The 19,219-nt window shown below is 54.0% G+C and carries 15 protein-coding genes; 7 read left to right on the forward strand and 8 right to left on the reverse strand.

Features of this window, described 5'->3' with window-relative positions; all coding sequences use genetic code 11:
- From flgA to AADB16_RS11980, 3 genes are all read left to right on the forward strand, one after another.
- The coding region (gene flgA, locus AADB16_RS11970) for a flagellar basal body P-ring formation chaperone FlgA (RefSeq protein ID WP_410803658.1) at positions 1-647 on the forward strand (647 nt) is incomplete at its 5' end.
- 197 nt (positions 648-844) lie between these two features.
- Positions 845-1,171 (forward strand): flagellar biosynthesis anti-sigma factor FlgM, encoded by a 327-nt coding sequence (gene flgM / locus AADB16_RS11975; RefSeq protein ID WP_410803659.1) that lies wholly within the window; start codon positions 845-847, stop codon positions 1,169-1,171.
- Between the two features lie 7 nt (positions 1,172-1,178).
- Complete coding sequence (locus AADB16_RS11980) at positions 1,179-1,649, forward strand: flagella synthesis protein FlgN (RefSeq protein WP_410803661.1); 471 nt, start codon at positions 1,179-1,181, stop codon at positions 1,647-1,649.
- On the opposite strand, the gene AADB16_RS11985 is transcribed toward AADB16_RS11980, so the two are convergent.
- Positions 1,650-2,393, reverse strand: a complete 744-nt coding sequence (locus AADB16_RS11985; RefSeq protein ID WP_309044396.1) for a pilus assembly protein PilB — start codon at positions 2,391-2,393, stop codon at positions 1,650-1,652.
- Between the two features lie 264 nt (positions 2,394-2,657).
- On the opposite strand from AADB16_RS11985, the gene AADB16_RS11990 reads away from it, so the two are divergent.
- From AADB16_RS11990 to AADB16_RS12000, 3 genes are all read left to right on the forward strand, one after another.
- Positions 2,658-3,221 carry a peptidylprolyl isomerase gene (locus tag AADB16_RS11990; RefSeq protein ID WP_309044576.1) on the forward strand — a complete coding sequence of 188 codons (564 nt, stop codon included), beginning with the start codon at positions 2,658-2,660 and terminating at the stop codon, positions 3,219-3,221.
- A 22-nt stretch (positions 3,222-3,243) separates the two neighbouring features.
- Entirely contained in the window at positions 3,244-5,118 is a 1,875-nt protein-coding gene (mnmC, locus tag AADB16_RS11995; RefSeq protein WP_410803662.1) for an FAD-dependent 5-carboxymethylaminomethyl-2-thiouridine(34) oxidoreductase MnmC, read from the forward strand.
- A gap of 76 nt (positions 5,119-5,194) precedes the next feature.
- A complete protein-coding gene (locus tag AADB16_RS12000; RefSeq protein WP_309044394.1) occupies positions 5,195-5,827 on the forward strand; it encodes a CBS domain-containing protein in 633 nt (210 codons plus the stop codon).
- 27 nt (positions 5,828-5,854) lie between these two features.
- Here AADB16_RS12000 and AADB16_RS12005 read toward each other — a convergent pair whose 3' ends face one another.
- The 5 genes from AADB16_RS12005 to AADB16_RS12025 form a co-directional block, all read right to left on the reverse strand.
- Complete coding sequence (locus AADB16_RS12005) at positions 5,855-8,581, reverse strand: hypothetical protein (RefSeq protein ID WP_410803663.1); 2,727 nt, start codon at positions 8,579-8,581, stop codon at positions 5,855-5,857.
- A gap of 191 nt (positions 8,582-8,772) precedes the next feature.
- Positions 8,773-10,803, reverse strand: coding sequence for an NAD-dependent DNA ligase LigA (gene ligA / locus AADB16_RS12010; protein ID WP_410803665.1), 2,031 nt, complete (start codon positions 10,801-10,803; stop codon positions 8,773-8,775).
- A gap of 77 nt (positions 10,804-10,880) precedes the next feature.
- Positions 10,881-11,906, reverse strand: a complete 1,026-nt coding sequence (gene zipA / locus AADB16_RS12015) for a cell division protein ZipA (RefSeq protein WP_410803667.1) — start codon at positions 11,904-11,906, stop codon at positions 10,881-10,883.
- A gap of 146 nt (positions 11,907-12,052) precedes the next feature.
- On the reverse strand, positions 12,053-15,547 hold the full coding sequence (smc, locus tag AADB16_RS12020) for a chromosome segregation protein SMC (RefSeq protein WP_410803669.1): 3,495 nt from the start codon (positions 15,545-15,547) through the stop codon (positions 12,053-12,055).
- 1 nt (position 15,548) lies between these two features.
- Complete coding sequence (locus AADB16_RS12025) at positions 15,549-16,235, reverse strand: GntR family transcriptional regulator (protein WP_309044389.1); 687 nt, start codon at positions 16,233-16,235, stop codon at positions 15,549-15,551.
- 289 nt (positions 16,236-16,524) lie between these two features.
- Between AADB16_RS12025 and AADB16_RS12030 the strand changes: the two genes are divergently transcribed.
- Positions 16,525-17,451 carry a GGDEF domain-containing protein gene (locus tag AADB16_RS12030; RefSeq protein ID WP_410803671.1) on the forward strand — a complete coding sequence of 309 codons (927 nt, stop codon included), beginning with the start codon at positions 16,525-16,527 and terminating at the stop codon, positions 17,449-17,451.
- A gap of 42 nt (positions 17,452-17,493) precedes the next feature.
- Here AADB16_RS12030 and rluB read toward each other — a convergent pair whose 3' ends face one another.
- A complete protein-coding gene (rluB, locus tag AADB16_RS12035) occupies positions 17,494-18,507 on the reverse strand; it encodes a 23S rRNA pseudouridine(2605) synthase RluB (protein WP_410803673.1) in 1,014 nt (337 codons plus the stop codon).
- Positions 18,508-18,546: 39 nt separating this feature from the next.
- A complete protein-coding gene (scpB, locus tag AADB16_RS12040; RefSeq protein ID WP_410803675.1) occupies positions 18,547-19,188 on the reverse strand; it encodes an SMC-Scp complex subunit ScpB in 642 nt (213 codons plus the stop codon).
- Between the last annotated feature and the right edge of the window lie 31 nt (positions 19,189-19,219).

Consider the following 19,219-nt stretch of genomic DNA (forward strand, 5'->3'; position numbering starts at 1 on the left):
CACAGGCGAAAACAACCGCCGACGAGATACGCGAAGCAACAACAGCATTTCTCGAGACCTTTGCCGCAGCGCAAGCCGGGAGGGGCTATAACGTCACCTTCGAAACCGGCAACATTGACAGCAGGCTGGCGCTGGCCCCCTGCTCTGCAGATCTGGCTATAGAATTCACTGGCGACCCATGGAAAAGCGAGCACCCCTCAGTTCAGATAGCCTGCGCCGGCGAACGCCCCTGGCGTATGTTTGTAACGACTACGGTTTCCATCAACGGCCCTGCACTGGTCGCTGCCCGCCCGTTCGGAAGAGGTGAGCGCGTAACCGGTAATATGCTTGAAACCCGATCTGTTGTGGTTAATGCCAGCCGGCGGGGAATAATAACCGATTCACAAATGGTTGAAGGTATGATCGTACGCCGACCCGTGAATGCCGGATCGGTGCTCACCCCGGACCTTCTCGACGCACCGAACGCTGTCAGCCGGGGCGACCATGTTATCATTACCGCCCGCCGCGGGGCCTTTTCAGTGCGCTCCCGCGGTAAGGCTCTGGCCAATGCGTCGGTGGGCGAACAGGTACTTATAGAAAACCTTGGCTCATCTCGCACGGTAAAAGCGAACGTAACAGCCCCCGGCCATGTAGAAGTGCCAATGTAGCGCCCCATGGCAAGCTCTTTCCGCCGGCAGGTTTATGCCGGCGTGGCTTCCTGCCCGGTACGGCATCAGAAGTGTGACAAAATGTTAACAAGATTCGATAAATTGATCCTAAAGTATATCGGCCACTAGCCGTTAAATGGATATAAACCAGAGTCAGCCCACACAAGGTGTGGCTTAACCGTAAAGCAGGTATTGATATGTCAGTTGACTTAAATGGAATTGGCCAAGGCCAGGTCAACACCCAGAGAACCACGGCCGATAAGTCCGCCAACACCCAGAGCGCCAAGCAAGCCGCTCCCGAGCAGGCTAATGCCAAAGCTCAGAGCGCCCGCGGCGAAAACGTGAATCTGAGCAGCCAGGCCAGGAACCTCAAGCAGCTGGAACAGAAGCTGGGGGACTACCCTGAAATGGACGATGAGCGAATTGAGCAGATTCGTTCAGCCTTGGAAAACGGCACTTATAAAATCGATGCAGAAAAGCTGGCCCAGAAAATGCTTGATATGGATGAAAGCATTTTTGGGTGAGTAAATCATGGCTGCAATTGATGATCTGAAGAATCTCCTTTCGCTGGATATCCGTCAGCTTGAAACCCTGGCGGACATCCTGAAGAACGAAAAAACCTGCCTGTCCGACTCCGATACCAAAGCACTCGATACTCTGACTCGAGAAAAAAACGCAGTTTTGGGAGACATTCGCGAGCGTGCAAAGCAAAAAATCCGCACGCTTGTAGCAATGGGGTTTCGGCCAGACTCTGGTGACCCTTCCCGCTTTATTCGCAGTGCCGGGCTTGATGAGCTTTACGCCCTTTGGCAAGAAGCCGATTCAAAGCTTCGGGAGTGCCATATTCTTAATGAGAACAACGGGCGCATTATAAACCATCTTCAAAAACGCCTTACCCGGCTTACAGACATATTCCGGGGCGCTTCTGGCCAGCAAAAACTTTATGGTGCAAAGGGCCAGCAAACAACCGTATCAAGCCGAACGGTACTTGCCAGCGCCTGATTATCGCGTATAGATAGTCATGCTCGAATCAGGGTGAAAACTGATGTCCTGAATACTGACGTTGCCCATGGATGGGCTACCTCCACCGCTGACCCGAATATTGTCCATTCGAATCTCTTCAATGCGCTCCGGAAATGCCATGGTTACCCGGCCATTTTCAGCCACCGTGTAGCGCGGCTCCCCGTCGCGATAATGGACGCCGGTGATCGTAAGGTCTGAGTCCAGAACGTTGAGTACCGGAAAAAACACATTGGCTGTGAGTTTCATACCCTCTATGACATCAGGCTCCACTTGACCAGCGCCCTCGTCAGAACCAGAGCCGCCAGCCATACCACTAACAATCTCAACCCGATCAAATAAAGAGCTGTTGCCCTGCCCGGCAACGGCAGACAGCTCATCCTCTGTCAGCGGAGACATTCCAGCCGCATCAAATAACTCACCGGCTTCTGCTGCCTGAGCTGCGTTCGCGTTGTTGCTCGCTGCAAATGTCACCAATGGCTGAAATGGAAGCGTTGCCATGGTAACCATGGCCGCCGCACTGCGATAACGGGACTGATGCTTCAACACACGGCCGAGCTCTTTCTCGGTTATCCAGCCTGCCGCAATGAACACCTCACCCAGACGCACGCCACTCTCACGCTGTAATCTGAGACCCTCGTCAACCTGACTCTCAGACAAATAACCGCGATTGACCAGCAGTCGCCCGAGTCGTGATTTTTCCTCAAACCCTTTATGGAATCTCACTAAGCCTCTCCCATTTCCCACAGTGATTACCGTACAACGCGACCCGGTGAGTATGTTACTGCTTAACTACCATCAAAATATTAGCTGACAACCGCACATTCTGCGCGGGCGTGTGTCCCGAAAAAACAAACATATCTGTTAAGATCGGGGCATTCATGAAGCCCCCTGATTATTACAGGAAATTCACTCACAACTATACTAAGCGAGAGCCCGGCAATGACAAATTTGGTAAAACCCTTTAGCAACGTGATCCAGGTCGTACTTATGCTTCTTGGCCTGTCGCTCGTTGCACTTAACGCAAGCGCCCAGACCGATACGGATAGTGCAGATCAAGCGCTTCCGAAAGTGCGCATCCTGACTAACCAGGGGGCTATAGAGCTGCAACTTCGCCCAGATGTGGCACCGGAAACCGTAGAAAATTTTCTGCAGTATGCTCGCGAAGGCTTCTTTGATGGCACGATTTTCCACCGGGTTATTCCGGGTTTCATGGTTCAGGGTGGCGGTTTCACAAAGGACATGGCCCGCAAGGAAACCCGCTCGCCGGTCCGAAACGAAGCCTCAGCAACCTTGCCTAATCTGCGTGGCACTGTTGCCATGGCTCGGACGAACGCCCCGGATTCAGCCACGTCCCAGTTTTTCGTTAATGTCGCAAACAACGATTTCCTCAACGCAGGTGTTCGAGGAGCCGGCTACGCCGTTTTCGGAAAGGTAACCGCGGGAATGGGGGTGGTAGACAATATTGCCGGAGTGAAAACTGCACGTGTTCGGGGCATGGCCGATGTGCCGGTGAACCCTGTGATCATCGAGAGCGTTACTCTGGTTGAATAAAACAACACAACAAGGCACCACGATGAACCCCTCGCCAGCTCCGCCCGCCATAACACCGGCGGAGCTGGGTTGGTTCGATGACGTGTCAGAACCCAGCCAGGCATACATCAAGCTCAATGACCTGCCAGCACGTTTTGCCGCGCTGCCCGAGGCAGGTTGTTTTGTGATTGCTGAAAACAACTTCCGATCCGGCCTTAATTTTCTCGCCGCGTGGCAGGCCTGGCGAGCTTTTGGCCCATCACATTCAGCCACTCTGCACTTTATCTCAGCAGCCCGCTTTCCCCTAAGCCGGCAAAATCTTGAAAAAGCTCTCTCCCGACGGCCAGAACTTCGCGAGTTTTCGGATGAATTGATTGCCAATTATCCGGCGTTGATTCGCGGCACCCATCGCCTGGTGCTGGAGGATGGCAGAGTTCGCCTGACCCTTATATTTGGCGCTATGCATGAAGCTTATGACACAGTTTCTTTTCTGGCTGACGCATGGTTTTTTAATGTCGGCTCACCAGCCGAAAGCCGGGGAGCGTGCCCGGAAGAGACCACCAACCATATCCACAAGTTCAGCAGGCCCGGCACTACCCTCGCCGCTCCGCAATCTACCCAGGCCTGCCAGATTGCACTTGAAAAAGCCGGCTTTCTCAAACAGGCCTGCAATAGCCTCGACAGTCAGCCAGATAGTTTCTGTGGCATCTTTCAGCCCGGCAAGGGGCCTTCTCCCGCGCCGAGCAAGCCCGCGGAACCAGTCATGTCTGTTGCTGTAATTGGCGCTGGTATTGCAGGCTGCCTGCTTGCAAACAACCTCGCGCAACGCGGCTACTCCGTCACGCTCGTGGACGCTGCCGACGATGCTGGGTCGGCGGCATCTGGAAACCTTCAGGGTGCAATGTACGTCAAACTGGGTGTGGAATTTAATCATCAAACCGAACTCGCTCTCTCAGCATTAACCTTCAGCCAGCGTTTTTACAGCAACCAGGGAGGGCTGCTTTGGCATCCGACCGGGCTGCTTCAACTTGCCTGGAGTGACGGCGAGCAGGATCGCCAGCGCCGATTTATCGAACGCAACCAGTACCCAAAAGATGTATTGCGACAAGTATCCAGGGAAGAGGCAGAAACACTGACCGGCGCAGCCTTGGAGAGCGGTGGACTATGGTTTCCGGGCAGCGGTTGGCTTGAGCCAGGCAAGCTCTGCAAAGCGCTTGCCATGCACCCTCGCATACACAAAATGTTTGGTTGTTCTATAACGAAAATGGTGGCCACTGGAGACCAATGGCACCTTGCCACAACAAACAATGACAGCCCGAACATTCAGGCAAACCGTGTTGTTATCTGTGCCGGGCACTTGAGCCCGCTGCTGATTCCTGGCTCGGGTGCATTTCGCTTCAAGGCCATTCGAGGCCAGGTCACTCATCTACCTGAAGCCCTTGCCGCCAGCCCCAGTGCTGTTATCTGTGGAGCCCGGTATCTCAATCCGGCCCACGGTCTTGAGGGACAGCGACAGGCAGTTATTGGAGCAACGTTTGATCTTCACGACCGTGAGCCCGAGCCCACAACCGAAAGCCATCGGGAAAATATCAGGGCGCTTTCAGCCATGGTTCCGCAAATGCTGCCACCAGGCATGGCGAGCAGCGATCTGCCAGAGCGGCTTACTGGCCGTGTCGGGTTTCGCTGCACAACCCATGATTACCAGCCCGTAGCAGGGCCATTTTATGATGGCTCCGGAGTAGCAGTATCAGGGCTTTACCTTTTTACAGGGTTAGGCAGCAAGGGCCTTACTTATGCCCCTTTGCTTGCCGAGTTTATGGCAGATCAGATATCCGGACAGCCAACGGCTCTGCCTCGGTCTTTGGCAAAAAGGCTGGCTACTGCTCGCATGCATAGGCCAAACGTGGCGTCTTCGTAATCAATTTTAGCTAATGCTCTGCGCCAAGGCGCCGATACACTTAACAGATAGGTCTGTTCTCCAGAGGGTAAGACAGGTGTCCATTTTTGTTAGCGAACCAGGTCGTCCAGTAGGGACAAGGTTGCCGGAAGTATTTCGGGGGCGACGCGTGGGTGATGTCAGTGAGCTGACAGAGGGTCAACCCATCGATCCTGAACGCGGCGAAGCTACGGATGCCGAATTTCAACTTGCTGCTCGGTCAGGCCGGCATCGCGCACTGGAAGAGTATGGCGCAGCTGTTTCAGGCGAGCGCAAAGACCAACGGCCATATCTGCCAGTTTCGTCCATCTGCTCTCCTGTGCTTTACTCATTGCCCGCCTCTGGGACGGTGGCTGAAGCAATCACCTTGCTGGAAGAGCAAGGCGCCAATCATCTGGTGGTTACTGCCGATACTCACATTGCAGGGCTCGTAGCACAGCAATGGCTCCTGGCATGGCTCCACGAACATCAGGCCGATGCCATGAGCCACAGCCTGACCCAAATAGAGTTGCCGGCATTCCTTACGGCTTCTCCCGAAACAGATGCTCACCAATTAGCCAGGCTCATGCTGGCACATCAACTGAGCGCGGCCCTTGTAATTGATGCCAAAGGCCAGCCCGTGGGCATTGTTACCAGCACAGACTACCTTCGCCTGTATGCCAGCGCCAGCGGACAACAAGGCAATGTCTAGACATTAAAGCGGCAGATATGCTGCAGACTAAGGTGTCAGCAGCGTACCCTCAGGGCTCAGCAGCAGTATTGCCCAATCCGCCCCGATACGTGTCAGCGCCACAACTTCGTCATCCCGGTAATTGGCCAGCTTCATAACGTTCGAGTCTGCGGCATTTATCTGAAAGCGCCACTCATTACGATATGCCGCAGTTTCTGCATCCGGCTCGTCTTCGGGCACCAATGATATTCGCGCAACGATGCCAGTTTCTGAGCCACTGGTTCCTGCGGAACCGGTGAAATCACCATCGGAAACACCTCCGGCAATCAAGTCTCCGAAAAAGCCGGTTAATGTCGAAAACTGCTCGCTGGAAAGATCGTTTTCATCATTCAAGTTAAACGAGCGAACAATCTCTCCTTCAATGGTATAGCCCAATATGAAGCCACTCAGGCTGGAGTCCGGCTGACTTGTCAGGCTCAAACTGTCTTCGTCGCCCTGCTCTACGGTGTATCGGTTGCTGCCATTCCCAAGCAACCACAAAGTGGTTCCCTCTACTATGCCGTCAGCAACCTGCTCATCCGCGTCTGTACCACGCTGGCGCACGTTAAGCTCACCATCTTTTGATGCCGCGCTGTAAAAATAGACATCTTCGCCTCCCAGTGACGACTCACCGTTAACCGAACCCATGGCAGACCCAAACAATATCGGGCTAAGCCCCGTTGCCCTTGCGCCAGCAACACGGTCGTCTGCGGCGGACCCAGCTTGGCGAGTCCAAGCCAATGTCGGAGCAAAGGTGTTCCCGTCAGGTAATGAATCTATCCGCTGCACGAAGCTGTCAAAACCGCCAGCGGAGGTTTGATCCGGCCATTCACCCTCGGTTTCACCAGCAATCACGACAAATCCGCTTGCGGGATTGATACCTGCGGAGCGAACTATGTCGTCGGCAGTGGTACCAGTGCGAGTGGTCCAGGTTTCTACATATTCTCCGGTATTGCTCGCCTCGTCATACCAATACAACGACGAAACAACATCCTTCCCACCGACTCCGGTCGTCCCACTTGTCGGGCCTTCCGCAGTGTATGCCACCACAAGTTCATAGCGGATCGTGCGGATATTGTTTTGCACCACCTCACGTCTCGCCACACCAACGACCGGATCCGGTGCTGCTAATTGGTCTCCGGGCGCGGATACTGAAAGCGACTGCAGTAGATTCCCTTTCTGGTCGTATATTTTCACAAACACCCGGTCACTATCGGCACTATCGTAACCGGCCACGAACATTTTGCCGCCATGCCCCACCACAACATCAGTTGCGACAAAGCCAACTCTAGAGCCAACGGTCAACGGCGATGTCAGCTCATTAATGCTGACGCGAAGTACGTCTTCGTCGTCAACCCGGGCGTAATTTTCTCGGCCAAGCTGATAGAGCGTATCCAGCCCCAGAAGCATAAAACGATCATCCGGCCCCGCATTGAAGTAGGAAGCAGGGTCCTCAACCGTCACTGTGAAGCTAACCTCATCTGTGCCCACGGGGAATACCAACTCGTCGTTGGGTAGATCGGTCCCGAATTCGGTATTCAACCGCGCCGACGAATCTTCCGTATGGCCCAGCTTCGCCCGAATCTCTCCATCTCGCTCACCAGTAAGGCGCGCAATGTACGTGCGGGAGTCGCCCACATTCAACGCATCGCGGGTTCCGCCTTTAACCGTCTCCAGGTGTACTTCTGGCTCGTTGTCATCAATAACCAGATTAGTGCGAGCACCCTCATTGGTTGGCCCAACCGCCGCGAGACCTGAGCGCACTTCTGTCAGGCGCAACTGTGCCACTTCTGTAGGTTCGGGGAAGCTATCATCTACAACTTCCAGACGAATGTAGCACTCGGTTATACCTGGTTCGAAGGTGATTACGCCTCCTGTATAGACACCAGGATAAGCCCCTGCGGGATCCGTTTCATAAGTGAGATAGGGAATGTCTTCGAGCAGTGCCTCACTGCCGCTACCAAGGGCCACAATATCGGTACCGGGAATAGCGTCGCCAGTGTTGGCTCGACCGTGGTCACACCGTTGATGGGGCGCCGTAAAGCCAGGGTCGCAACTTTGTGGGTTGTAATCCGATATCAATTCGAAAGCGACGGCGACACGGGTTACGGATGGACGATCCAGCAGTACTTTTACGAAAACCGGCCTGGTGGGCAACGTAAGATCGAGGGGGCTTGCAGTCACCGCACCATTAGCATCATAGGTATTGACGGTAAAGCTGTGCTCTCCCGGGGTTTCCAGATCGGGCAACTCACAGCGCTCCCGGTTTGTGTCTGGAATGGAGGGAGATTTTCCTTCTGTAAACGTCTCGGCTTCGAGTGAAAGCACGTTGTATTTTACTTCAATATCGAATGGCACTGCGCCCGCCATCTGCCCGTCAGTGCTCACCAGATTAATATTCGTCAGCTTACCAAGGTCGGCATCGCCCCGGGCTCCGCCATTCAGGCCTGGCACACCGCGCATGATAATGCCCTGTCGGGCCTTGTTGCTGGTATCTTCCAAAGCCAGCCAGGAAGGCGCATTGGTCAACGAGTAGTCAAGTATGTCCTCCCCGCCATAGGCACCAAAGTTGTAATAATACTCAACGCCTATGTAGGCAACCCCTGGCGGAATACCCAGAATTGTCGGCTGGTCGGGATCTTTCTCGGTTTTACAGCCTGCAGCAATGAGGGTAAGTGACAGAGCAATACTCACCTGCAAAGCGGTGACAGGGCGGGGAAACAACTCGGCGCGCATGGAAAAATCCGTTTCAGAACGTTGTTGTTATAGCAGTGCGTGAATCCTGGCGGAAACCACCGATTTACACACAGTTACAGAGTGCCTCCATGTTAGCCAGTTTCGGAAACCGGGTATCTGCGCGAGTTCTCAGATTCACCGGCCAGCCGAACTTCGCCGGGACAGTTGCCCGCCAATTGTGAATCCAGTGCCTATAACAAACCATGTTCTTTAAACATATCCAGCAAGGCCACCTCATCCATAACTTTTACGCCAAGTTGCTCAGCTTTTGTGAGCTTGGAACCCGCGGCCTCACCCGCTACCACACAGGATGTTTTTTTCGACACACTGCCCGCAACCTTTGCACCAAGGGCTTCAAGCTTTTCGCGGGCTTCATCACGGGTCATTTCAGATAAGGTTCCAGTGAGCACCCAGGTTTGACTGTGCAAGGGCTTTTCACCGCCGGTAACTTCCTCTTCCTGCCATTCAACACCTGCGGCACGAAGGGCTGTGAGAGTCTCGCGGTTGTGGGTTTGCCCAAAAAAACTGCGAATATGGCCAGCGACAATAGGCCCAACATCTGGCACAGCGATGAGCGCGTCCATGTCTGCCTCTGCTACAGCCTCCAGAGTGCCGAAATGAGATGCCAGGGACTTTGCCGTAGCCTCACCCACCTCCCTGATACCCAATGCATACAGAAAACGCCAGAGAACCGGCTGCCTTGAGCGATCAATGGCTTCAACAAGGTTAGTAGCCGATTTCTCACCCATTCGCTCCAGACGAGTTAAATCCTTGACGGTCAGAAGATAGATGTCTGCAACGGTTTTAACCATGCCTTGGTCAACGAGAATATCGATCCATTTATCACCAAGGCCTTCGATATCCAGGGCTTTTCTGGACGCATAGTGGCGGATCGCTTCTTTTCTTTGGGCAGGGCAAAAAAGACCACCGGAGCAACGTGCGATGGCTTCGCCTTCAATCTGGATAACATCCGAGTCGCAGACAGGACATTGCTTGGGAAGCTCCACCGACTGAGCGTTTGCCGGGCGCTTTTCCAGAACCACCTTCACAACTTTTGGAATGACGTCGCCAGCCCTGCGTATGAACACAGTATCGCCGATATGAACATCCAGCCGGCGTATCTCATCCATGTTGTGAAGGGTGGCATTACTTACCGTTACCCCCCCGACAAACACCGGCTTCAGCCGCGCAACCGGTGTAACAGCGCCGGTGCGCCCAACCTGAAATTCAACATCTTCAACAACGGTCAATTCTTCCTGAGCAGGAAACTTCTGGGCAATGGCCCAGCGTGGCGCACGGGAAACAAATCCCAACGCTTGCTGATAATCCAACCGATTGACCTTGAACACAATGCCGTCTATTTCGTAAGGCAACCCACCGCGCTTTTGCATTAGCTCTTCATAAGCCTTTAGGCACTCCCCGGCGCCAACCGCTTTGCGCATTTCGGGATTAATCCGAAATCCCCAGCGCTGAACCTGCTGCAACCCCTCCCATTGTGTGTCTGGCAACAAGCTCTCATCTGTGACCGCGACGCTGTAGGCGCACATCTCCAGTGGCCGCCGCGCGGTGACCGTTGATTTCTTTTGGCGCAAGCTTCCAGCCGCTGCATTTCGCGGGTTCACAAAGGTTTTTTCGCCCTGGTTTTCCAGCCTTGCATTCAACGCTTCAAAGCCGGCAAGAGGCATATAAACTTCACCTCTTACCTCCACAAGATCGGGTACATCACTGCCTCTAAGGCGCAGTGGAACCGATGGGATAGTGCGGATATTTGCTGTGATATCTTCGCCGGCATAACCATCACCCCGGGTTGCCGCGCGCGTGAGGGAGCCTTGTTCGTAATGCAGGCTAACCGCCAAACCATCCAGCTTGGGCTCACAGACATATTCAACGTCTTCATCCGTGCCCAGCCTTTCCCTGACCCGACGATCAAAGTCTCGGATTTCGTCTTCATTAAAAGCGTTGTCGAGCGACAGCATGGGCAAGCGATGAACAACTTCCTCGAAGCTGGTTTCAGCACTGCTCCCTACGCGGCGAGTGGGCGAGTCCGCAGACTCCAACTCTGGGTGCTCCGCTTCAAGATTCTGAAGCTCCCGGAACAGGCGGTCGTACTCCGCATCCGGGATGCCGGGATCATCCAGCACGTAATACCGGTAATTGTGTTCATCAAGGGCGGAACGCAACTCTTCTACCCGCTTGATCGGTTCCGGTAACGGCTTGGTCATAACTTAGTGCTCTTGGCTGTCAAAAAAATGCCCGGACAAACCCGGGCATTGTTATTTCTCTTATGTCCCAGACCAGCTCAGTGGCGTGGCGTTTGCTGTTTGCGCTCAAACTCACGAATGCGTTGCCGACAATGCTCTACGGTTTGGGCTGTCATCACGCTGCGCCGTTCATCTTTGAGCTCACCTCCCAGATTTCGGACCACACACTGGGCCGTTTCATGCATGAAATCAAAGGCCTGGAGCGCATTTGTTGGCCCTGGCATACTCATAAAAAAGCTGATGCCGGGTGTTGTCATAGCAGCCGCATCATTCGGCTTGAACGTGCCTGGCTCTACGGCATTCGCAACACTGAATTGTACAGGGCTGGTGGTATTCTCTGCCTCATGGCGATGGTAAATCTCCATATCACCGTGAGCCAAGCCACATGCCTCAAACAGTTTCTGCAAAGCGGTTCCGCTGAACTCTTCCCCCTGGCGAGCAAGCACGTTTATAACGATAACCTCACGGGCTTCCGGGCGATTGGCTCCCGCCAAAGGTTGGTCTGTGCCAGACCTGCTCTGCGGCTCTCGACGAGCGGTATCTTCTTCGACATCGATAGCCGGGCTTTCAGCAGGCTCGGAAACAGGCAGGTCTTCCTCTGATGCCCCCCAACCAGTATCAGCGGTCAAATCATCCAGTTCAGCAGACGACAATTCGTCCTCTTCAGGATTTGCATCCGTGTTTTCCAGCTCCCAGTCATCGACATCATCTTCGGGCGGTTCATGCCCCCATGACGTGTCATCGGATGCAGGCGTGTTTTCCCCAAGTGTTTCTTGAACAGGTCGTGTTGGCTTCTGTGGCTTAGCCTGAAAACGCGAGGGCTTTTCACGCCGCACGTAACCACGCTCTTCGAGTGTATCTTTTGAAATCGCCCTCGCCCCACCGTTTGGGAGCTCAGGATTATGGTAGTCATCCAGCGGAGACTCTTTCAAGTCATCAACACCCATACCGGATGAAATCGCAATAGATTCTTTGCGGGCGCGTCGCATGCGCCTCAATCCGTCGATAACAATGGCAAGGATAACCAAGGTGCCGATGGCAATTAACCATTCCCTAAGTGACATAGTGCTGCTGTCCTGTTTGCAGATCAGATCCGGAAGCGAATAAAGGGCTCCGGCTGATACTCTAAAAAAAGCCCGTAATGAATACAACGCAAAGCCGCATCACATGGCCTTTTTGTCATTTTTGCGGTTTTCTGGTCAGCGATATTTCAGGCTTCAGCCAGAGCGGCCGCTTCTTCCACATCCACAGTAACCAAGCGCGAGCAGCCAGGTTCGTGCATGGTAACCCCCATCAGCTGGTCCGCCATTTCCATAGCAATTTTGTTGTGAGTTATGTATATAAACTGTACCTGTCTTGACATTTCCTTGACCAGATTCGCATAACGTCCAACGTTTGCATCGTCCAAGGGGGCGTCAACTTCGTCCAGCATGCAGAAAGGCGCCGGATTGAGCTGAAAAATCGAAAATACCAACGCAATGGCCGTTAAGGCCTTTTCACCGCCTGAAAGCAGGTGGATGGTGCTGTTTTTCTTACCCGGTGGGCGCGCCATGATAGCCACACCCGTTTCCAGAAGGTCCTCACCAGTCAGTTCCAGATATGCGTTGCCGCCACCAAACACCTTCGGGAACAGGGCTTGAAGGCCGGCATTTACCTGGTCGAACGTTTCCTTGAAGCGCTGGCGCGTCTCCCGGTCGATCTTGCGAATGGCAGTGTCGAGAATATCCAACGCTTCGGTCAGATCTTCATGCTGGCTATCCAGATAGGTCTTGCGCTCACTCTGCACCTGGTACTCGTCAATCGCAGCAAGGTTAATAGCACCAAGGCGCTGAATACGATTCCCAATTTTTTCCAGCTCTTCTGCCCACACGTCCTGGGTGGCGCCTTCCGGCAGTTGCGGCAGTATTTCCTGCAACTTCACATTCAGCTCTTCAAGCTGCTCAATGTGATTCCCCGCTCGGATCTCAAGAGCCTGAGATTCCATTTTCAGCTTTTCCAGCTTGGTACGAACATCCTGCACTCGGTGATCGGTGCCACTTCTACCCTGCTCCTTCTCACGCACCTCGCGATCAATTTCTTCCAACGCGTCTCGGGCCACGCCAAGTTTTTCTTCTTCGGCAAGACGTCGATCCAGCAGCCCTTCGAGCTGCATTTGCAGATCTTCCACGGGTTCTTCCGCGCTCTCTCTCGATTCTCTGAGCATTTCAAGCCGTTCTTCCAACCGTTCTTTCTGTAACTGCATACGATCTATAGTCTGACTCAGCCCATCTCGTTGACTACTCAGAGTTTGCAGTTGTAATTGCAGCTGGTGGGCGTGATCCCGATCATGACGTGCTTCCTGGCGCAGGCCATCAAGCTTTTCTCTAAGTACGTCGCGCTGCTCCAGGAGGCGCTCTTTTTCATCGTCACCGTCTTCAGCCTGCACCAACGCCTGCTGCCATTCTTCACGGGCGATGCCCAGGCATTCCTGCTGACCCTCGAGGTTCAGCGCCACATCCGAAGCATCTTCATGAATCCGCGCAAGCCGCGCATCAATCTGCTCTGCCCGCGCACGAAGACCACTGATCCTGGACACGACCTGGCTGAGTTCACGATCAGTTTCACTTAGCTGGGCCTGCGCCTCATCCCGTGCAGCTTCTGCTCTTTCTGTTTGCGCCTGCAGTGCTTCATAACGAGCGACCACCTCTTCCTGAGAATGCTCGGCTTGTGCCAGTTGCTCCGCCAGCTCATCCACTTTCTTCTGCCGCTCGATAACGCCGATCTGGCTGACATCCGAATCAGGCATCAACACCCAATCCTTCGCCACCCAAACACCTTCGGGGGTAAAGATGCTGCGCCCTTCTGCCAGCGCCGACCTCTGCGACAACGCCTCCTCAAGGGTGTCGGCAACTTCGATGCCTGCCAACATGGCTGTTACCGCAGCGACACCGGTCGCTTTTGCTGCAAGGCCTTGAGCAGATGCCTTGTCGCCAGCACCCACCTCCATCACAGCAAGACCTTTTGGCGCGCTCTGTAAAGCCATTGAAATGTGTTCAATTTCTGGCAACAAGAGCCCCTGGCTTAGGCGACCAATCGCCTGCTCTACAGCAAATTCCCAGCCATCTTGTATTTGCAGCTTGGCGGCAACCCGTGGCAGGTCACCAAGCCGGTGTTCTGAGAGCCACGCTTGCAGCGTGTCATTCTGACCACCCATTTGCTCATCCAGAAGCGACTGCTGGGATTCCAGTGCAGCCTGTAAACTCTGCACCCGTTGCCGTACGTCTGTCAGGCTTTGTTCAGTATCCCTTTGATTTTGTCGGGCATGCTGCAACTCATCCTGCTCCGCTTCAATGCGCTCAGCCATTTCCTCGCGCTGCAGCGAAAGCGTTTCCTGCCGTTCCTGGAAATCCTGTAGCTCATCTCGATCAATCTGGTCATCCAGTTGCGCCTGCTCTTCCTGAAGTTTGCGCTGACGGGCAAGAAGCTGATCTATGGCCTCCTCAAGAGACTTGATGCGTGACTGGGCAAGCTCTGCCTCACGACGAGCATCAGCCGACCGTGAACTGAATTCCTCCCAGCGTTGCTGCCACTCACTCATGGCGTCTTCCGCCAGCTGAAGCTTTTCTCCGGATTCTTCAGAACGAATAGCAAGAGCTTCCTGCTCTGGCTCAATCATCTCCAGCTCTTCACGGATAGCAGACAATTTGTCTTCGTCCTGGGCAAGCTCGCGAGTGAGCTCGCGCTGGTTGGCCATGGCTTGATCCAATTCCACCGCGGTTTGCCGACTGCGCTCCCGTTGATGCTCAAGACTCTGCTCAATGCGGGCAATATCTGCGCCGGCCTCGTAATAGCGGGCCTGAGCACGATTAAAGTGCTCTGTTCGCTCGTGGTGGCTGTCGCGAAGGGATTCAAGGGACGTTTCAAGGCTGATGCGTTCAGTAAGCTGCTTTTCAAGCTCCAGCTCTGTGTCGCGGATTTTGCCACGCCAGGATTGAAGATCATTATCGAGGGCTTGCCAGCGCAGAACCGTGAGTTCGGCTTTTTTCTGGCGTTCCTCCTGCTTGTAGGCTTTGTATTTTTCTGCAGCAGCAGCTTGCCGCTCAAGGTGCTGTAACTGGCGCCCCAGCTCTTCACGAAGATCTGTCAGGCGCTCAAGGTTTTCCTGGGTGCGCCGCATCCTGTTTTCGGTTTCGCGGCGCCGCTCCTTGTATTTGGAAATGCCTGCAGCTTCTTCGATATAGACTCGCAGTTCTTCAGGTTTGGCTTCAATCAACCGTGAAATCATGCCTTGCTCAATGATGGCATAGCTTCGAGGGCCGAGGCCGGTACCGAGGAACAGATCAGTAATATCGCGGCGTCGACATTTCGTGCCGTTCAAAAAATACTCCGACTGGCCTTCCCGGGACACCCTGCGCCGAACGGATATCTCGTTAAAACGCACGAACTCACCGGGAGCCGACCCATCACTGTTATCAAACACCAGTTCAATGGACGCCTGACCAACTGGCTTGCGGGAACTGGAACCATTAAAGATAACATCAGTCATGGATTCGCCTCGCAGGTACTTGGCGGAACTTTCCCCCATTACCCAGCGAACGGCGTCAATAATATTGGATTTACCGCAACCATTAGGCCCGACTACCGCGGTCAGGTTGGTAGGAAAAGGCACGGTAGTGGGATCAACGAATGATTTGAACCCGGCAAGCTTGATGGACTTCAGGCGCATGTCACGCGCTCTCCTCCTCCATGAGAATACTCAGGACCTGTTGGCGCTGATGCTCACCAAATGCCTGTATTGCAGATTCTAAACGAGCTGCGTCACCAATCAGCGCAGCTTCTGCAAGCTGCTGAAAAAAGGCGGCGGTTTGGCCTATGCCACCCCGGAAGTTCTCAAGTGCAACAAAATAGGTGCGACTGATGGCAGGCCGGAAGTTTTCGAGCGTTTCCTCCAGAAACGGATTTTCCACCAGTCGATAGGCATAAAGCAGAACCTCAAAGCCCGCCTCGATCACTTTCTCGGCAGCATCCGGCCCGGTCGAGTTCACAGCTTGCGCTATTGCTTCAACCTCACGAACCCGCCCAAGGATTCCGCCCAGCTCTTTATTACCGGCCCAACGCTCAACGAGTTTTCGCCCGAGCATGCAGAGCAGGTCGATGTAAATATCATAAAGATTGTTGACGCTGGCCACCGTCAGGCTGGAAACCACTGCGCCCCGGCGGGGAAATATCTCAACCAGGTGCCTCCGCTCAAGAATCAACAAGGCTTCGCGCACGGACCCCCGGCTGACGCTAAGATCGCTGGCAACCTTGAGTTCCTGGATGCGGCTACCAGGCTTCAGATCCCGTGTAACAATTCGCTGCCCCAAATGCTGGGCGATCTGTTCGGAAAGACTTTCTGGAGCCTGAAACGTCATACGAAATGGTGCTCACTTCTTAAAATGGGGCGAATACAAGACAGTGAGTTTACCACAGGGATTCTACATCCCCACCCCTCCTGAACAGGCATTTCATTTCGGCCTGCACTTGTGAAGGAACAGACTTGTCGTATTTTTGACGCTTAGCTCGACCTTCACTGATTTCGTCACCAAACCGCCTTAAGATCATCGCCTAACTCACTGCTTATAAACAACTTACAGATCATGGCACAATCGGTGCTTGGAGCTCCCTAAAGCATTGATACACTTTGCCAGTGAGTGAGCCCAAGTGAAAAACACACCGTCGGTACAACGAACCACCAAACAGCCAATAAATCTGGCTGCAATCAGGCAGGCGTTTCAGCGATGGTCAAACAGCCCCGACCCACTCACACGGCTGACGCGCCGGCTATCCACTACGCTCTCGCTGGAAACTCAGCTGGGAATTCTGGCGGAAGAAATTGGCAATGCTATCCCCTTCGATGCGCTGAGCTACCGCCATACAATCGCACACCGTGACTTCGTGTTTGCTACCGGCATGGGCGGCCCCCACCAATGCGAATACCGCCTTAACCTGGAAGGGTTCTTTTACGGTACGCTCACGCTGAACCGCCGAAAGAGGTTTACGGATGATGAGCTCCAAGCCATCGAGATGGTCATCAGCGCCGCTATCTTTCCGCTGCGCAATGCCTGCCAATATATTGCAATTGAACAAGCAGCTCTAACGGATGCGCTCACATCAATCCCCAACAAGCGTGCGCTTGATGAACACCTTCAGCGAGCAAGCTCGTTGTCAGACAGGCACGGAGAGGAATACACGCTGATCCTTTGTGATCTGGACCATTTCAAAACTGTAAACGACCAGCACGGCCACGTAGTAGGCGATCACCTGTTGAAACTGACCGCAGAAGCAATTGAAAACGCGATCAGAAACTCAGACAGTGTGTACCGGTTTGGTGGTGAAGAGTTCGCGATTTTGCTACCACACACCGGTGAGCGGGAAGCGCGAGACGTTGCTGACCGCGTAAGAAATGCGGTTGGCGATATCAAGATAGATTGTGGCGGTACAGAGCTATCTGTAACCATCAGCTGCGGCCTAGCAAGGCACCTTTGTGAAGAAAGCCCGAGCCAATGGATAGCCCGCGCCGATGAGGCTCTTTACAGGGCGAAGGCTCAAGGCCGGAACTGCACTAGAGTATTTGCAAGCATTGGATGAATAGCCTGGGCCCTGCGGCACCCAGGCTATGCATTTCAGATATTACTTGTCGGAATGGGATTTCCGGGGTCTGCCCGTTCCTCTTTGTGGTTTTCCGGCACCGCCACGGGCCTTATCAGAACCACCACTACGGGCGGGCTTGGTGTCACTGACATCCCAGCGCCTGGTTCCAGGCTTCTTGCCTCCGCTTCCAGGGCTTTTTCGTCTCTGCCGCTCATGTGCGGCCTGCTCGTCCGGGGTTTTCTGAGGTATATCCACAGAGGCAAGCCCAACTTTTTTGCTCAGGCTATCGACCGCTTTCTGGTCCAACTCCTCCCACTTCCCAAGCGTCAGCCGGCTTGGCAAGAAGACAGGGCCATAGCGCACCCGCTTAAGCCGGCTTACCCGTACACCCTGAGACTCCCATAAACGACGAACCTCACGGTTGCGACCTTCAAGAAGCGTAACGTGGAACCAGCGGTTTATGCCGCTTCCACCGGCCTGAGTGATATCGCTGAACTTTGCCATACCATCTTCGAGCAAAACGCCCGCCATCAAGCGAGCTATCATGGCGTCATCCACCTCACCGAACACCCGGACGGCGTATTCCCGGTCAATCTGGCTGGAGGGGTGCATAAGGCGATTGGCCAACTCACCATCGGTGGTGAACAGTACGAGACCCGTAGTGTTAATATCCAATCGGCCGATGGATATCCAACGGTTATCCTTCAGCCTTGGCAGACGATCGAAGACCGTTGGCCGGCCCTCGGGATCCTTACGGGTAGTGACTTCGCCTTCTGGCTTGTTATAGATAAGAACCCGACGCACCGTAACAGCGGCTGCCGCGACGTCCAGTCGTTTTCCATCCAATTCAAACGTATCGCTTACCGTGGCTTTCTGGCCGGGCACTGCAGGCTCACCATTCACGATAAGACGTCCGGATTCCATCCAGCCTTCTATTTCCCGACGTGAGCCTACTCCAGCACGGGCCAACAATTTTTGAATCCGCTCTGGCTCGTCATTGATAGCCGTATCTGCGGCCGGCTTCGCTTTTCTTCCGGGGCGTTCTGACGCCATGAACTTAATCCTTAATCGCTGACTGACACCCGAATGGTATCAGTGAAATGTCTGATCTGGCGTGTTGTCGCCAGTGGGCTGAGCTGATGCTGAATCAAACTCGATCTCAGCCTGTATATTCTTTTCAATTTCCCTACCGATTTCTTCCAGATCCCGGATTTCAGACAAAGGTGGCAATTCAGTCAGGCCGGAAAGATTGAAATAGTCGAGAAATTGACGGGTTGTCGCATACATAGCCGGTCGGCCAGGAACATCTCGATGCCCTACAATACGGACCCACTCTCGCTCAAGTAAGGTGCGAATGATATTGCTGCTTACCGCAACACCCCGGATATCTTCAATTTCACCGCGAGTGATTGGCTGACGATAGGCAATCAGGGCCAGAGTTTCCAGTAGAGCACGGGAGTAGCGTTGAGGCTTCTCCTCAAAAAGGCGACTGACCCAAGGCGCGAACTCCTCACGAATCTGTAGGCGATAGCCGCTAGCAACCTTGCGCAGCTCGAAACCGCGACCCTCACAGGCATTGCCCACAAGCATCATTACGTGCTCCATAACTTGCCGCGCCGGGCGCTCATCCTCTGGGAACAACTCTCTTAGCTGGTCCAGAGTTAGAGGCTTGCCCGCTGCAAGTAACGCCGCTTCGGCAATCGCCTGAATTTTAGCGAGGTTTTCTTCATTCATGATGGCTATCAGCCTTCTCAGTGCGGCGTTC

It is taken from the genome of Marinobacter sp. KMM 10035 (assembly GCF_046537445.1).
GTDB lineage: Bacteria > Pseudomonadota > Gammaproteobacteria > Pseudomonadales > Oleiphilaceae > Marinobacter > Marinobacter sediminicola.

Bases quoted from the DNA above. Each gene is read 5' to 3' on its own strand.
- ligA (WP_410803665.1), bottom strand. From the start codon at position 10,803: ATGACCAAGCCGTTACCGGAACCGATCAAGCGGGTAGAAGAGTTGCGT.
- AADB16_RS12005 (WP_410803663.1), bottom strand. From the start codon at position 8,581: ATGCGCGCCGAGTTGTTTCCCCGCCCTGTCACCGCTTTGCAGGTGAGT.
- rluB (WP_410803673.1), bottom strand. From the start codon at position 18,507: ATGGCGTCAGAACGCCCCGGAAGAAAAGCGAAGCCGGCCGCAGATACG.
- AADB16_RS11980 (WP_410803661.1), top strand. From the start codon at position 1,179: ATGGCTGCAATTGATGATCTGAAGAATCTCCTTTCGCTGGATATCCGT.
- AADB16_RS12025 (WP_309044389.1), bottom strand. From the start codon at position 16,235: ATGACGTTTCAGGCTCCAGAAAGTCTTTCCGAACAGATCGCCCAGCAT.
- mnmC (WP_410803662.1), top strand. From the start codon at position 3,244: ATGAACCCCTCGCCAGCTCCGCCCGCCATAACACCGGCGGAGCTGGGT.
- flgM (WP_410803659.1), top strand. From the start codon at position 845: ATGTCAGTTGACTTAAATGGAATTGGCCAAGGCCAGGTCAACACCCAG.
- zipA (WP_410803667.1), bottom strand. From the start codon at position 11,906: ATGTCACTTAGGGAATGGTTAATTGCCATCGGCACCTTGGTTATCCTT.
- AADB16_RS11990 (WP_309044576.1), top strand. From the start codon at position 2,658: ATGCTTCTTGGCCTGTCGCTCGTTGCACTTAACGCAAGCGCCCAGACC.
- scpB (WP_410803675.1), bottom strand. From the start codon at position 19,188: ATGAATGAAGAAAACCTCGCTAAAATTCAGGCGATTGCCGAAGCGGCG.
- smc (WP_410803669.1), bottom strand. From the start codon at position 15,547: ATGCGCCTGAAGTCCATCAAGCTTGCCGGGTTCAAATCATTCGTTGAT.